General features: G+C 72.3%; 13 protein-coding genes. 7 read left to right on the forward strand and 6 right to left on the reverse strand.

What is annotated here, in order from left to right:
• Nucleotides 1-52: 52 nt before the first annotated feature.
• The 3 genes from Cba03nite_RS01835 to Cba03nite_RS01845 are packed head-to-tail and all read right to left on the reverse strand — an operon-like array spanning nucleotide 53 to nucleotide 4,824.
• Complete coding sequence (locus Cba03nite_RS01835) at nucleotides 53-2,512, reverse strand: transglutaminase TgpA family protein (protein ID WP_203740973.1); 2,460 nt, start codon at nucleotides 2,510-2,512, stop codon at nucleotides 53-55.
• The gene (locus tag Cba03nite_RS01840; RefSeq protein ID WP_203740975.1) at nucleotides 2,509-3,810 is read right to left on the reverse strand and encodes a DUF58 domain-containing protein; all 1,302 of its coding nucleotides are present in this window, start codon (nucleotides 3,808-3,810) and stop codon (nucleotides 2,509-2,511) included. The genes Cba03nite_RS01835 and Cba03nite_RS01840 overlap by 4 nt, the downstream gene beginning before the upstream one ends.
• A 3-nt stretch (nucleotides 3,811-3,813) precedes the next feature.
• Nucleotides 3,814-4,824: an AAA family ATPase gene (locus tag Cba03nite_RS01845; RefSeq protein WP_203741360.1), complete on the reverse strand. Its 1,011-nt coding sequence runs from the start codon at nucleotides 4,822-4,824 to the stop codon at nucleotides 3,814-3,816.
• A gap of 452 nt (nucleotides 4,825-5,276) precedes the next feature.
• Here Cba03nite_RS01845 and leuS point away from each other — a divergent pair, with 452 nt between their 5' ends.
• From leuS to Cba03nite_RS01860, 3 genes are all read left to right on the forward strand, one after another.
• A complete protein-coding gene (leuS, locus tag Cba03nite_RS01850) occupies nucleotides 5,277-8,096 on the forward strand; it encodes a leucine--tRNA ligase (protein WP_203740977.1) in 2,820 nt (939 codons plus the stop codon).
• Nucleotides 8,097-8,250: 154 nt separating this feature from the next.
• Nucleotides 8,251-8,457 (forward strand): hypothetical protein, encoded by a 207-nt coding sequence (locus Cba03nite_RS01855; protein WP_203740979.1) that lies wholly within the window; start codon nucleotides 8,251-8,253, stop codon nucleotides 8,455-8,457.
• Nucleotides 8,454-8,867, forward strand: a complete 414-nt coding sequence (locus Cba03nite_RS01860) for a PIN domain nuclease (RefSeq protein ID WP_239125391.1) — start codon at nucleotides 8,454-8,456, stop codon at nucleotides 8,865-8,867. Before Cba03nite_RS01855 ends, Cba03nite_RS01860 begins: the two co-directional genes overlap by 4 nt.
• Here the strand turns inward: Cba03nite_RS01860 and Cba03nite_RS01865 are convergent, their stop codons facing one another.
• Genes Cba03nite_RS01865 through Cba03nite_RS01875 form a run of 3 tightly spaced genes read right to left on the reverse strand, consistent with a single transcriptional unit; the run spans nucleotide 8,868 to nucleotide 11,711 of the window.
• Nucleotides 8,868-9,767: a TVP38/TMEM64 family protein gene (locus tag Cba03nite_RS01865; protein ID WP_239125392.1), complete on the reverse strand. Its 900-nt coding sequence runs from the start codon at nucleotides 9,765-9,767 to the stop codon at nucleotides 8,868-8,870.
• Entirely contained in the window at nucleotides 9,764-10,471 is a 708-nt protein-coding gene (locus Cba03nite_RS01870) for a type 1 glutamine amidotransferase (protein WP_346110770.1), read from the reverse strand. Before Cba03nite_RS01870 ends, Cba03nite_RS01865 begins: the two co-directional genes overlap by 4 nt.
• Nucleotides 10,464-11,711, reverse strand: a complete 1,248-nt coding sequence (locus tag Cba03nite_RS01875) for a Mur ligase family protein (RefSeq protein ID WP_203741364.1) — start codon at nucleotides 11,709-11,711, stop codon at nucleotides 10,464-10,466. The genes Cba03nite_RS01870 and Cba03nite_RS01875 overlap by 8 nt, the downstream gene beginning before the upstream one ends.
• Before the next feature lie 197 nt (nucleotides 11,712-11,908).
• Between Cba03nite_RS01875 and Cba03nite_RS01880 the strand changes: the two genes are divergently transcribed.
• The 4 genes from Cba03nite_RS01880 to ftsL all read left to right on the forward strand — a co-directional run bounded on the left by Cba03nite_RS01880 (nucleotide 11,909) and on the right by ftsL (nucleotide 14,851).
• Nucleotides 11,909-12,181: a hypothetical protein gene (locus tag Cba03nite_RS01880; protein WP_203740983.1), complete on the forward strand. Its 273-nt coding sequence runs from the start codon at nucleotides 11,909-11,911 to the stop codon at nucleotides 12,179-12,181.
• A gap of 462 nt (nucleotides 12,182-12,643) precedes the next feature.
• Nucleotides 12,644-13,075 carry a division/cell wall cluster transcriptional repressor MraZ gene (mraZ, locus tag Cba03nite_RS01885; RefSeq protein ID WP_203740985.1) on the forward strand — a complete coding sequence of 144 codons (432 nt, stop codon included), beginning with the start codon at nucleotides 12,644-12,646 and terminating at the stop codon, nucleotides 13,073-13,075.
• Between the two features lie 202 nt (nucleotides 13,076-13,277).
• Nucleotides 13,278-14,264, forward strand: coding sequence for a 16S rRNA (cytosine(1402)-N(4))-methyltransferase RsmH (rsmH, locus tag Cba03nite_RS01890; protein WP_203740987.1), 987 nt, complete (start codon nucleotides 13,278-13,280; stop codon nucleotides 14,262-14,264).
• A 38-nt stretch (nucleotides 14,265-14,302) separates the two neighbouring features.
• Entirely contained in the window at nucleotides 14,303-14,851 is a 549-nt protein-coding gene (gene ftsL, locus Cba03nite_RS01895) for a cell division protein FtsL (protein WP_203740989.1), read from the forward strand.
• Nucleotides 14,852-14,903: the final 52 nt, after the last annotated feature.

Consider the following 14,903-nt stretch of genomic DNA (forward strand, 5'->3'; position numbering starts at 1 on the left):
CCGCTCCGAGTGATCTCGGAGCGGCCCGCCTCATGCCGTACGCGGTGGCCGGTCAGCGCAGCAGCCGCCGGGGCCGCAGCGGCCGCAGCACCCGCTTCGCCGTGCCACTGGCCGCCGCCGTCCAGGCCGACAGCGTGGTGAGCGTGGTGTATCCGGCGTTGCGCCAGCGCAGCAGCACCGACGCCGGCATCAGCACGGCGCTGAGCCGGGCGCGCCGCCCGGCCTGGCCGGAGATCGCCCGGCGCACCTCGCGCACCGCGGCGGTCAGCCGGTCCCCGGCCAGCGGCACCGGCGCGTAGCGGGCCCGCTCCTCGGCGGTGCCGAGCAGCCGTGCCTGCTCGGCGGCGGCCGAACCGGGCAGCGTGGTGCTGATCAGCCGCTCCACGGTGGCCCGCGGCGTCTCCGCCGGGTCCACCGCCAGCCGGTAGTCGACCATCGTGTCGATGAGTTCGTCCCACGCGGCGTGGGCCTGCTCCCGGGCACCGGCGGCGTCGCCGGTGACGGTCATGACCGGGCCGGGCGCGGCGGGCCGCACCTGGGCCAGGTCGCCGTCGGTACGGGCCTGCGCGGCGCGGGCCCCGCGGCGGCGGCGCAGCGAGATCCGCCGCAGCGCCGGTGCCACCAGCAGCACCACCAGCACCAGCCCGCCGCCGAGCGCCCACCAGACCCAGACCGGCAGCTGCTCGGTGATGGCCGGCAGGCCGGCGGCGCCGCCGTCCGGGTCGATCGGATCGCGGGTCGGGCCGCCCTCACCGTTCGGGCCGGTGGTGGCGCCGGGGCTCAGCGACGGCTGCGGGCCGCCCGGGGTCTCCTCCGGGGCGTCCACGTTCGGCGCCCACGCGGTGGGCACCGAGCCGAGCACGTACGTCGACGGGGTGGCGTCGAACGGCACCCAGCCGAAACCGGCGAAGTACACCTCGGTCCAGGCGTGCAGGTTGCGGTTGGTCAGCACCCGCCGGCCGTCGACCGGGGCGCCGCCCAGCGTGAAGCCGAACGCCACCCGGGCCGGGATGTCGGCCGTGCGCACCATCCAGGCCAGCGCCGCCGCGTACTGCTCGCAGAAGCCCTTCTTGCCCTGCAGGAAGTCGACGATGGCCTGGCCGCTGGTGCCGGCCGGGGCGCTGACGTCGTAGGCGAAGTCGTTCTTGATGGAGAAGTAGTCGTAGAGCGCACGGACCCGGTCGTAGTCGTTGTCCTTGCCCGCGATCAGCCGGTCCACCAGCGTCTTGACCTCCGACACCGCGGGGACCTCGCTGTAGATGCGGTGCGTGGGGTCGGCGTCGGTGAGCGTGGTGGCCGAGCGCAGCTGGTCCGGGGTGAACTCGGCCCGGACGTAGTCGAACTCGTAGGTGCGCCCGGCCGAGTTGGACCGCTGCGAGAAGACGACCTGCCGGTCCGGGTCGTAGCTCCAGTTCGCGTCGAGGCCGCGCATCGACACCGGCGCGGCGTACACCGGCAGCAGCGGCATGTTGTACGCGTCGGTGATCTCCACCGCCGCCGTCGCCCGGACGTTCTTCACCGCGTCGACGTTGAGCCCGGACGGGCCCGGCAGCTGGTCGCCGACCGGCTGGCCCGTCGGGTGCCCGGCGGTGAAGCCGTTGCCGCCGGCCAGGTCGGCCACGCCGAAACGCATGTAGAACGGGTTCGGGTCGTTGGTGACGACCTTCACCATGTCCTGCGTGTCCGCCTGCTTGAGCTTGCCGCTCAGCTCGGCGAACAGGTCGACCTGGCCGTTGCCGCGGGTGCCCTTGCCGGCCTGGCCGAGGCCCTGGCCGGAGCCGAGCTCGCCCAGGAAGCCCGCGCTCATGGCGGGCACGGCCAGCGGCAGCGCCACCGCGATCAGCACGCCGATCACCGACAGCCGCCGCCCGGCCGCTGCCAGCGGCGACGGCTCCCAGACGTCGACGCCGCGGCCCTCCCCGGTGAACCGGCGGCCGAAGCGGCGTACCCGGTCGACGTTGTCGCTGACCAGCAGCCACAGGAAGCCGACCGCGCCGATCACGAACGGGATCGGCGAGATCGAGTCGATGTAGACCGCGACCGGCACCGAGTAGATGGCGAGCATGGGCAGCCCGGCCAGGGCCGGCCGGCGCAGGCCGACCGCGCAGAAGTCGACCAGGATCGCCACCGAGCCCATGCCCAGCGCGCTGATGAACAGCAGGCCCTCCAGGTCGGACACGGGCACGAAGCTCTTCTGCACCTCCTCGCCGGCCTGCGCGAACAGCTGCCCGAAGTGCGCGAACGTGTCCGGGGTCGGGATCAGCCCGACGATGCCGGTGCCCTCGCCGTAGAGCCAGGTCAGCCCGACGAGCAGCGCGGCGAGCATGGCCAGCAGCTGCGCCCACAGCCGCCCGCGCAGCGAGCGGGCGCCCAGCGCCGCCCCGCATACCAGGGCGATCATCAGCCCGCCCTCGAACAGCCAGGTCCAGCCGGAGAAGATGGCCGAGATCGGCGCGGAGGCCAGCAGCGTGGCACCCGCCGCGACCAGACCCAGATGGCGTCGTGCGTTCACCGGCCGCCTCCCATCGTGACCGTCTCGGCCATCGCCGCGCGCACGGCGAAGCCCTGCTGGCCGCGGGCCGCCTGCGGCCACAGCGACGGGAGCAGGTCGCCGTGCTTGATCTTGACTACGCGCCAGCCGCCGTGCAGCAGCGCCAGCGCCGCCGCCGCGTGCTCCTGCTCGGCCGCGGCACGGGCCGGGGCCGGCAGGTTCAGCCAGGTGCTGGTGTCCATGAAGAACGCGATGCAGGTGGTGCCGCTGCTGCGCAGGGCGGACAGCAGCCGGGCCTCCTCCGGCGTGAGCAGGCCCAGCACCGCGATGACCAGACCGCCGTCGGCGCGGCGGCGTACGTGCTCGACCAGGCTGCCGACGTCGCCGCGCGGGGTGGCCTTCACCTCGGCCAGGTGGTCGAGCAGCATGCCGTCGCCGGTGCCCTCGGTGGCGTCGATGTCGGCGCCCGCGTCGGTGACCAGGCGCAGCCGGTAGCCGGCCTGGCGCAGGTGCACCGCGATGCTGGCGGAGGCGGAGACGGCCCACTCGAAGCTGGCCGTCGGGCCCTCGCCGCGGTGCGCGCCCAGGCGGGTGTCGAGCAGGACCGTGGCCCGGCTCTCCCAGGGCTGCTCCTCGCGGCGCACCATCAGCTCGCCGACCCGGGCCGTCGAGCGCCAGTGCACCCGCCGCAGGTCGTCGCCACGCCGGTACTCCCGGGTGGCGGCGTCGTCCTCGCCGTGCACGGCGACCGAGCGGGCCCGGCTGTCACCGGTGCCGGAGTACTCCCCGGCGAGCCGGACCAGCTGCAGCGCCGCCACGTTCGGGATCACGGTGAGCTTGTCCGAGCTGGGGAACGAGCGGGTCAGCTCGCACAGGCCGAACGGGTCGGTCATGCGCAGCGTCAGCGGGCCCACCTCGTAGCGGCCGCGCAGCTCGGCGCGCACCGTGTACGCCACCGAGCTGGCCTGCTGCGCGCCGAGCTTCTCCAGCACCAGCCGCGGGCGGCTGCCCAGCGCGTACGGCAGCCGGTCCTCCAGCAGCAGCGTGCCGGTGGGCAGGCGGGACATGTTCTGCAGCCGGAGCAGCACCCGCGCGCTGCCCCCGGCCTGCACCCGGTACGGGTCGAGGCTGCGCGAGCAGGCGAGCTTGTAACGCGCCCGGCCGACGTACAGCGCCGCCATCAGCGGCAGCGCGACCAGCAGCACTGCCACCCGCATCAGGTCCGTCTCGCCGAGGGCGAGCGCGCACAGCAGCGCGGCCGCCCCGGCGGCGAGGAAGGAGCGGCCCCGGGTGGTGAGCCCGCGCAGCGCCTCACGCATCGGTCAGCCCCGCCGGTCGTAGAAGGAGTTGGGCGGGGTGGCCGGGCGGGTGTCGTACGGCGAGCGGCTGCGGTCGTGCGGCACGGGCAGGCGGTGCACCAGCTCGGACAGGATCGCGTCGGTGGTGCGCCGGGCCAGCTGGGCGTCGGCGGTGGGGATGACGCGGTGCGCGAGCACCGGCACGGCCAGCGTCTGCAGGTCGTCCGGCACGACGTAGTCGCGGCCGTCGAGCGCGGCGACCGCCTTGGCGGTGCGCAGCAGCTGCAGGGTGGACCGGGGGGACGCGCCCAGGCGCAGCTCGGGGGCCTCGCGGGTGGCGGTGACCAGCTCCACGGCGTAGCGCTTCACCGCGTCGGCGACGTGCACGTTGCGCACGGTGGCGATGAGCCGCCGCACGGTGCCGCCGTCGACGACCGCGTTCAGGTCCTCCAGCGGGTCGTGCGCCTGGTAGCCGTCGAGCATGGCGAACTCGGCCGCCGCGTCGGGGTAGCCCATCGCGATCCGGGCGGTGAACCGGTCGCGCTGCGCCTCGGGCAGCGGGTAGGTGCCCTCCATCTCGATGGGGTTCTGCGTGGCGACCACCATGAAGGGCACCTCCATGGCGTACGTGACGCCGTCGACGGTGACCTGGTGCTCCTCCATGCACTCCAGCAGCGCGGACTGGGTCTTCGGCGAGGCCCGGTTGATCTCGTCGCCGACCACCAGGTTCGCGAACACCGCGCCCGGCTTGAACTCGAAGTCGCGGGTCTCCTGGTTGTAGACGCTCACCCCGGTGACGTCGCTGGGCAGCAGGTCGGGGGTGAACTGGATACGCCGCACGGAGCAGTCGATCGACCGCGCCAGCGCCTTGGCGAGCTTCGTCTTGCCGACGCCGGGGACGTCCTCGATCAGCAGGTGGCCCTCGGCCAGCAGCACCGCCAGGGCCAGCCGCACGGTCGCGGTCTTGCCCTCGATGACCTGCTCGATGTTGGCCACGATGGCGTTGGTCGTGGCCCGGAACTCGTCGACCGTCATGGGGTCGGTGAGCTCGCCCCCACTGCGTTGCGTGGTCACATGTCCTCCTGAGAATCGCAACTGCGGAGCCTGCCCTGGCCCCCGTGGGACGTACTTCTGATCACCCCGCGCCCCGACAGAACGCGGTGTGCCGTCGGCGAGGTTGCCTCGCTGAGCAACTACCTGGTTCCAGCGCCGAAAGGGCACGCCTTGTCCGCAGTGTTCCGCACGTCCGGCGCGTCGGCAACGGGAGGTATGCGAGATGCAGGCCGATGCGGTCCGGGGGTATCATGCGGGCATGGCTTGGGCCCTGGCGCTCCTTAGTGAGCCGTGCTGACGCGACAGAGCGCGCGTGAGCACGGCGACCCCTCCTGCGTGAGGGGCTTTTTTGTGCCCGAGGAGACGCCCGCGGCGCGCGCGGCGCGTCATACCGCCCGATGACTTGATCTTGATTGACCCGTGAGGACTCCGACATGAGCGAGCACGCCGAGACCCCGGCCGACATTCCCCCGTACCGCTACACCGCGGCCATGGCCAACGCCGTCGAGGCGCAGTGGCAGGACTACTGGCAGGAGCACGGCACCTTCCACGCGCCCAACCCGGTCGGCCCGCTGGCCGACCCGTCGCACCCGCGCTCGGGCGCGCCGAAGCAGTTCGTGCTGGACATGTTCCCGTACCCGTCCGGCGCCGGCCTGCACGTCGGGCACCCGCTGGGCTTCATCGGCACCGACGTGTTCGCCCGCTTCCAGCGCATGGCGGGCTTCAACGTGCTGCACACGATGGGCTTCGACTCGTTCGGCCTGCCCGCCGAGCAGTACGCGGTGCAGACCGGCACCCACCCGCGGGTGACCACCGAGCGCAACGTCGAGCGCTACCGCGCCCAGCTGCGCATGCTGGGCCTGGGTCACGACGACCGGCGCTCGGTCGCCACCACCGACGTCGAGTTCTACCGCTGGACCCAGTGGATCTTCCTGCAGGTCTTCAACTCCTGGTTCGACGCCGAGCAGGGCAGGGCCCGCCCGATCGCCGAGCTGGTGGAGAAGCTGGCCGCCGAGGACCCGACCTGGGCGGGCAAGAGCGAGACCGAGCGCCGCGCGATCATCAACGACCACCGCCTGGCGTACGTCTCCGAGGCGCCGGTCAACTGGTGCCCTGGCCTGGGCACCGTGCTGGCCAACGAGGAGGTCACCTCCGACGGGCGCAGCGAGCGCGGCAACTTCCCGGTCTTCAAGCGCAACCTGAAGCAGTGGATGATGCGGATCACCGCGTACGGCGACCGCCTGATCGACGACCTGGACACGCTGGACTGGCCCGAGGCCATCAAGCTGATGCAGAAGAACTGGATCGGCCGCTCCACGGGCGCGCACATCGCGTTCCCGGTGGCCGACCACGCATCCGCGGAGCCGATCCGGGTCTTCACCACCCGGCCGGACACCGTCTACGGCGCGACCTACATGGTCGTCGCGCCCGAGCACGAGCTGGTCGACGGCATCGTGCCGGCCTCCTGGCCCGAGGGCACCCACGCGGTGTGGACCGGCGGGCACGACACCCCGGCGCAGGCCGTGGCGGCGTACCGCGCCCAGGCGGCGGCGAAGACCGACGTCGAGCGGCAGGCCGACGCCAAGGTCAAGACCGGTGTCTTCACCGGCGCGTACGCGGTCAACCCGGTCAACGGCGCGCGCATCCCCGTGTTCATCGCCGACTACGTGCTGGCCGGCTACGGCACCGGCGCGATCATGGCGGTCCCCGGCCAGGATGAGCGCGACTGGGAGTTCGCCGAGGTCTTCGAGCTGCCCATCATCCGCACGGTGCAGCCTTCGGCGGGCTTCGACGGCAAGGCGTACACCGGCGAGGGCCCGGCGATCAACTCCGGCATGCTGGACGGCCTGGGCATCGCCGAGGCCAAGGAGAAGATCATCGCCTGGCTGGAGGCCGAGGGCCACGGCCAGGGCGCCACCACGTACCGGCTGCGCGACTGGCTGTTCAGCCGCCAGCGCTACTGGGGCGAGCCCTTCCCGATCGTGTACGGCACCGACGGCCAGGCCATCGCGCTGCCCGAGAGCATGCTGCCGCTGGAGCTGCCCGAGGTCGCCGACTTCTCGCCGAAGACGTTCGACCCCGACGACGCCTCGTCCTCGCCCGAGACGCCGCTGTCGCGCGCCAAGGAGTGGGTCGAGGTCGAGCTGGACCTGGGCGACGGACCGAAGACCTACATCCGCGAGACCAACACCATGCCGCAGTGGGCCGGCTCCTGCTGGTATCAGCTGCGCTACCTGGACCCGGCCAACGAGCAGGCCTTCGTCGACCCCGCCAACGAGGCGTACTGGGTCGGCCCGCAGGCTCCCGGCGACTCCGGCGGCGTCGACCTGTACGTCGGCGGCGTCGAGCACGCCGTGCTGCACCTGCTGTACGCGCGCTTCTGGCACAAGGTGCTGTTCGACCTGGGCCACGTCAGCAGCTTCGAGCCGTACCACCGCCTGTTCAACCAGGGCTACATCCAGGCGTACGCGTACACCGACGAGCGCGGCGCGTACGTGCCCGCCGAGGAGGTCGCCGAGGAGCAGCCCAGCGTCTTCACCTGGCACGGCGAGAAGGTCAACCGCGAGTACGGCAAGATGGGCAAGTCGCTGAAGAACGTCGTCACGCCCGACGAGATGGTCGAGCGCTACGGAGCCGACACCTTCCGCGTCTACGAGATGTCCATGGGCCCGCTGGAGGTGTCCCGCCCCTGGGACACCCGCGCCGTCGTCGGCTCGTACCGCTTCCTGCAGCGGGTCTGGCGCACCATGATCGACGAGGAGACCGGTGCGGTCACCGTCGTCGACACCGCCGCCTCCGACGACCTGCGGCGCCTGCTGCACCGCACCATCGCCGGGGTCCGCGAGGACATGGCCGCGCTGCGCTTCAACACCGCCGTCGCGAAGCTGATCGAGCTGACCAACGCGGTCACCAAGGCCGGCGCGACCCCGCGCGAGATCGCCGAGCCGCTGGTGCTGATGCTGGCCCCGGTCGCCCCGCACATCGCCGAGGAGCTGTGGCGCAAGCTGGGCCACGACGCCTCGCTGACCTTCGCCGACTTCCCCGTCGCCGACCCCGCCCTGCTGACCGCCGACCTGGTCACGTACCCGGTCCAGGTCAACGGCAAGGTGCGCGGCCGGATCGAGGTCGCCGCCGACGCCGCCGAGGACGAGGTCCGCGCCGCCGCCCTGGCAGCGGTCACCGACTCCCTGTCCGGCAAGGACCCGAAGAAGGTCATCGTCATCCCCGGCCGGCTGGTCTCGGTCGTAGCCTGACCCGCTTGAAAGGAAGGGCACCTTCTTAACGCTCCGCGTATAAGAAGGTGCCCTTCTCAACGTCGGCGGCCGCGCTCCCAGCAGCGGCTATTACGATCTTGCGCTACCTTCATTAAACTTCTTGGTGGAGATTCTTTAAAGATCGGAGCCTGCGGTGACCCAGGTGCTCGTCGACATCGACCAGGAAGAGCTCGCCCAGGCCAAGGACATCCTGGGCACGAGCAAGAACACCGAAGCGGTCCGGCTCGCCATCCGCGAGGTGATCGCCGCAAAGGCCCGGCGCGACGTCATCGAGATGTTCGCCGGTGGAGCCTTCGCCGACCTCGGCGACGACGACGTCCGCGCCGCGGCGTGGTCGTGACCTACCTGATCGACACCAGCGCCCTGCACCGGCTTCGACACCCCGCAGTGCTGGCGGTGCTGGGCCCGCTCATCGAGGCTGGGCGGGTCGCGATGTGCCCCGTCTCCGAGTTGGAGACGCTCTACTCGGCCCGCAACCTCGCCGAGTACGAGGCCGGCGCCCAGCGCTTCCGCCTGGCGTTCACCTGGATCCCGGTGGCGGAACGGGCCTGGGATCGAGCGGCCGAGGTGCAGCACGAACTCGCGCGGCGCGGGCAGCACCGGGCCGCGTCCATCCCCGACCTGCTGCTGGCGGCGACGGCCGAACTGCAGCGGCTCACCGTGCTGCACTACGACCGCGACTTCGACACGATCGCGACCGTCACCGGCCAGCCCACCAAGTGGGTCGTCCCGGCCGGCACCGCCGACTGATCAGGCCGTGGCCGGGCGGGCGGTGGCGGTGCGGGACTGGTGGCGCCAGTGCAGGGCGGCCGCGGCACTGATCAGGATGCCGGTCGCGGCCGGGATGAAGGTCAGCCAGCTCAGCGAGTGCGGCGCGATCGCCGCCGCGCCGATGGTGGCGTAGCTGAACGAGCTGGGCAGCCCGCCCAGCGCGGTGCCCAGGAAGTAGTGCCGGAACCGCACCGTCGAGGTGCCGTATGCGTACCCCACCAGCCCGAACGGCGCGATCGGCTGCAGCCGGACCACGATCACGGCGAGCAGCCCGCGCCGGGTCAGCCAGCGGTCGACCCGGGAGAGCCGGTCCCCGGCGTGCGCCGAGACGAAGTCCCGCCCCGCCCAGCGTCCCGCCGCGTAGGTGAGCACCGCCGCGATCAGGGCCGCCGCGAGCGACCACGCCGCCCCGCCCAGCGCGCCGAACAGCGCGCCACAGCCCAGCGAGACGGCGGTACGCGGCACCAGCGCGCACAGCAGCAGCGCCGCGATCCCCACCGCGACCGCCGGCGCGGCCGGACCGAGCTGGTCCACCCACGCGGGCAGCCGCTCCAGTGGCAGCTGCCACGCGGCGACGGCCGCACCCGCGACCAGCAGCACCAGCGCGACCAGCCGGGGCCAGTGCGTCGCCACGGCACCGGCCGCCTTACCGGCGCGCGACGCGCCCGCCCGCCCTGAGCCCGCGTCCGCCGCACCGGCCTGCGCGACCACCGTGCTCTCCGCGGCCACCGTGCTCTGCGCTGCCACCGTGCTTTCCGCGGCGTCCGCGGACAGGTGATCCGTGTCGGGTATGGCGCCCGAGCCGGGCGCCGAGGTGCCGGTCCCCGTGACCCCGTCCCGCGCGTCCACGCGGGCCGAGGCGTCCGGCAGCCTCGTCACACGAGCCCCGCGGCGCCGAGGCGCTCGCTGCGCAGGCGGGTGTGCCAGGTGTCGTCGGCGGCGGCCAGGTTCTCCTCGCCGGTCGCCCAGCGCAGCAGCAGGTCGGCCAGGGCGGGGTTGCGCGACAGCGCCGGGCCGTGCGAGTACGTCCCGATGACGGTGCCCGCCCAGACGCCCTCGCCGACCCCGTCGTTGCCGATGCCCGCGCGGACCCGGGCCAGCGGCTTGACGCCGGGGCCGAGGTGGGTGCGCCCGCCGTGGTTCTCGAAGCCGGTCAGCATGGGCAGGCCCAGCTCCGGGTCGATGTCGCCGGCCAGCTCGCCGACGGCGCGGGTCTCGCCGCGGTCGGAGTGCAGGTCGACCAGGCCGAGGCCGTCACACTTGGCGCCCTTGGCGAAGAAGCTGTTGCCGAGCAGCTGGTAGCCGGCGCAGACGGCGAACACGACGGCGCGGCGGTCGACGGCGCGGTGCAGGCCGCGGTCGGCGTTGAGCCGCTGCGCGGCCAGCGCCTGGGGGCCGTCCTCGCCGCCGCCGATGAGGTAGATGTCGCCCTCGGGCAGGGCCTGGTCGGAGCGGACCTCGACGGTCTCCACCGGGATGCCGCGCGCCTTGGCGCGGTGCGCCAGGATCAGCATGTTGCCCCGGTCGCCGTACGTGGACAGCAGGTCGGGGTAGACCCAGACGATCTGGAGTGCGCTAGACAACTCGATCCAACTCCGCTCGGATGTCCTGGAACGCGGTGTAGTTCGCGATCACTTCCAGCCGGCCCGGCGGCACCGCCGCGACCGCCTCCTCGAATGTCTTCACGTGGGTGAAGGGCACGTCGTTGACCTGGAGCCGGACGGCGAGGTCGAAGGCCCGGTCGCCGGTGATGAGCACCTGGCGGCCGTGCAGCGGGGCGAAGTCGACGTCGAACAGCCAGCTCGTGTCGAAGCCGTCGGGGTCCCGCGCGTTGATCGACAGCAGCGTGGGCTGCTGCTCGGCCATGTCGAACGCCTCCAGCCAGCTGGCCGGGTTCTTGGCCAGCAGCAGGCGGATGTTGCGCCCGTCCCGGTCGACCTGGGCGTAGCGGCCGGCGACGCTGGCCACCTCGCCGAGCTTGGGCGCGGCGTCGGCGGGGGAGACCCCGAAGTGGTGTGCCACGGCCAGCGCGGTCGCCGCGTTGCCGACGTTGACCTTGCCGGGGAGCTGGAGCTTGACCTCGTGGCGGATGCCGTCGGGGTCGACCACGGCGTTCTCGTCGACGGTCCACTGCGGGGCGGGGCGGGTCAGGTCGCCGTTGGCGCAGCGCCAGGCGTCCTCGTCGGTCTCGTCCCGCTCGATGTGCGCGCCGCAGGCGGGGCAGACGTGGGCGTCCTCGCGCCAGCGCTGGCCGGCCGAGAACCAGGTGACCCCGCCGGTGCCGGCGGTGGCGGCGTGCGCGGCGGCCGCGTACACCACCATCGGGTCGTCGGCGTTGCCCACGACGTGCACGTCCGGGTGGGCGGCGAGGGCGTCGCGCCACAGCTGCGCCATCATCGCCACCTCCTTGGCCCGGTCGAGCTGGTCGCGGGACAGGTTGAGCAGCGCCACCACCAGCGGGTGGGTCGCCTTGAGCACCTGCGCGAGGTAGTGCTCGTCGACCTCCAGCACGGCGTACGGCGTCGCGCCCGCGCGGGCCAGCGCGGAGGTGTGCCCGGTGGGCATGTTCGCGCCGAACGAGTTCGTGGCGACGTCGCCGAGCACGCCGACGGCCGCGGCGGTGAACCGCGTGGTGGTGGTCTTGCCGTTGGTGCCGGAGACCAGCGCTATGCGGCGGCCCTCCGCCAGGTGGGCGAGCAGGTCGGGGTCGATCATCATGCCGATCTTCCCGCCGATGACCGAACCGTCGCCCCGGCCGGTCGCGCGCGACAGGGCCGCGGCGGTCCGTGAGACCGACGCCGCCAGTGAGGCGCGCAGCGGCAGCTTCTTCTCCGTCACGCCGGAGAGGCTACCTGACTCCGGCCGGGCGCCAGGCTTGTGGCGTGAACCACTGGCGCGCTCCGTGTTTTCCCTGCGTATTGCGTAAATCGGGTCTCAAGGGGTAAAACCATCTGGCGGCCTTGCATCGGCTTGGCAGCATGCCGGTGGTACGCACACCGGTGACCCCGGAAGGAAATGCTGTGCTCGAACTCCCTGAGCGGCGGCCCGCCCGGTTGCTCCTGGGCCTGGGCGCGGGTATCGCCGCGATCAGCCTGCTCGGCGCCCCCGCCGCCAAACCCGCTCCCACCTCGGATAAGACCTCGGCCAGCGCGGCCGCCGGCAGCGAAGGCCCGTCTCGCCGCGACCAGCGCCGCCCGTCAGGCGACGACTCGACCACTGACGACATCGCCGAGATCCCCGCCGCCACGACCGACGAGGACGACGCCGAAGCCGGCGACGCCACCGCAGACTGACCCCGGCCAAGCCGCGTCAAGATCGCGATTTCGTGTCGAAACCTGCGCTCTGACCGCACATCTGGACACGAAACCGCGATCATCGATGAGGCGCACTCGCGGGTGTCAATAGGTAGGAAACTGAAAGACAGCTGACAGGCACCCTCTGTCACCGCATTTACCACCTCCGGGTGATTGTGCGGCGACGGAGGGTGCCTTTTGCTGCGCCGGAATCGGGTGTCAAAAAGATGACCTTGGTAACGCGGCGCGCCGCCCTCCACTCGTCGTTTACGGCCATGAGCTGCGCCTATGTGGAGCGCAACGGCACCCGGAAGGCTGAATCCGCATTGACCGTGGAGGGAAGTGGAGTAAAGTGGGGCGCAATGGCGGGCCTGGGGGTCCGCCGGCCCCGGGGGCTACGGTCGTCGGCTCGTCCGCGAAGCGAGCAGACGCCCGTGTCGGTGTTGGAGGGGGTGGGGGCCGATGTTTCTGGGCACCCATACTCCGAAGCTCGACGACAAGGGCCGGCTGATCCTGCCCGCTCGGTTCCGGGACGAGCTGGCAGGAGGTGTCGTGATCACCAAAGGGCAGGAGCGCTGCCTCTACGTCTTTCCGACGCCGGAGTTCCAGCGCATCGCGGGCCAGCTGGCCGAGGCGCCGATGACGCACAAGGCCGCCCGTGCCTACAGCCGGGTGTTCTTCGCCAGTGCCCACGACGAGATCCCCGACAAGCAGGGCCGGGTCACCATCCCGGGCCACCTGCGGGAGTACGCGGGACTCGAGCGGGATCTCGTGGTCATCGGAGCCAGCACCCGGGTCGAGGTCTGGGACAAGACGGCCTGGGACACCTACCTCGAGGCGAACGAGGACGAGTTCGCCGACATCGAGGAGGGGGTGCTGCCCGGCGGTCTGTGAGGACGGGGGTCCGGCACGCGCGCGAACGGCACGCCGGGCTCGGAAGTCGTACCGCGAGATCTCCACCCGCTCCGGCACCTGGCGTCACTTCCCCGACGCCAGGCGCATCGCTCTCACCCTCGGCCGCGACGAGGGCGGGAACGGGGAAGCGGTTGGGGATCTGGCGGTACGACGAGGCACAGCGAAACACAGGGGGGTCGAGATGGTGGAGCCGCGCGGCAAGCACGTGCCGGTTCTGCTCGATCGATGCCTGGAGTTGCTGGCCCCCGCCCTGGACCGGCCCGGCCATCCGCCGACCGGCCGCACGGTGTACGTCGACGGCACGCTCGGGCTCGGCGGTCACGCCGAAGCCGTGCTGACGGCGCACCCGGAGACGATCCTGGTGGGCCTGGACCGCGACACCGAGGCGCTGGCACACTCCGGCCGCCGGCTGGAGCGGTTCGGCGACCGGGTGCACCTGGTGCACGCCGTCTACGACGAGCTGCCGCAGGTGCTGCCGAAGCTGGGCATCGAGAAGGTGGACGGGATCCTGTTCGATCTCGGCGTCTCCTCGCTGCAGCTGGACGAGGCGGACCGCGGGTTCGCGTACGCCCAGGACGCCCCGCTCGACATGCGCATGGACCAGACCTCGGGCACCACGGCCCAGGACATCGTCAACGGTTACTCCGCCCAGGAGCTGTCCCGCGTGCTGCGGGTCTACGGGGAGGAGCGGTTCGCGAACAGGATCGCGGCGGCGATCGTGCGCGAGCGTGCCAAGGCGCCCATCACGTCGTCGGCGCTGCTGGCCGAGCTGGTGCGGGACTCGATCCCGGCGCCCGCCCGGCGTACCGGGGGACATCCGGCCAAAAGGACGTTTCAGGCACTGCGTATCGAGGTAAACGGTGAACTGTCCACGTGGGAACGTGCGCTGCCGGCCGCGATAGACGTGCTGACGCCCGGCGGGCGGGTGGTGGTGCTGTCGTACCACTCCCTCGAGGACAAGATCACCAAGCAGGCCTTCGCGGCCCGCGCCCGCAGCACCGGACCGGTGGACCTGCCGGTCGAGCTGCCGGGCACCGGGCCGACTCTGCGGCTGCTCACTCGGGGTGGGGCAGAGCTTCCGTCAGAGGAGGAGGTCGCCCGCAACCCGCGGGCGGCGTCGGTGCGGCTGCGGGCCGCACAGCTGATCGAACAGAAGCAGGGTCCCTGACCGGGGGACCGCCGAAGCTGCGAGCAAAGGGGGTAGGGATGAACGTGACACCGCTGCGGGCATCGCGCCGCAGCACTACGCCATCGCAGGAGGCGTCGCGACCGGGGGGTCGGGCCGTGACGCAGCAGGCGACGGTGGGCAACGAGAGCCGTTCGGGCCGCTACCGGACGGTGGGCAGCGCCGCGCTCGCGGTGCAGCCGGAGGCCGCGGCGCCGCAGGAGGCACGGCGTCCCCGGCTGCGGCTGGCGCCGCCGATGCCGGTGGCGGCGCCGCGAACGCCGTTCGTTCTGCTCATCGTGCTGGTCGTGGTGGCCGGCGTGCTCGGCATCCTGGTGCTCAACACCAAGATCGCCGAGGGTGGCATGCAGCTGACCGAGATGAAGAAGCAGCAGCAGCAGCTCGACCTGCGCGAGCAGCAGATCAGCCAGGAGATCGCGCAGGCGGAGTCGCCGGGTCACCTGGACGCGGCCGCCAAGCGGCTCGGCCTGGTGCCGGCGGGTGCGCCCGCCTTCATCCGGCTGCCCGACGGCAAGATCATCGGGGTGCCGCAGCCGGCCACCGGCAAGCCGAGCATCACCAGCCAGTGAGCAGCGGGCTCCGGCACGGTCCTCGCGAGGGACCGCGCCGGAGCCCGTTCGC

It is taken from the genome of Catellatospora bangladeshensis (genome assembly GCF_016862575.1).
Taxonomy (GTDB): domain Bacteria; phylum Actinomycetota; class Actinomycetes; order Mycobacteriales; family Micromonosporaceae; genus Catellatospora; species Catellatospora bangladeshensis.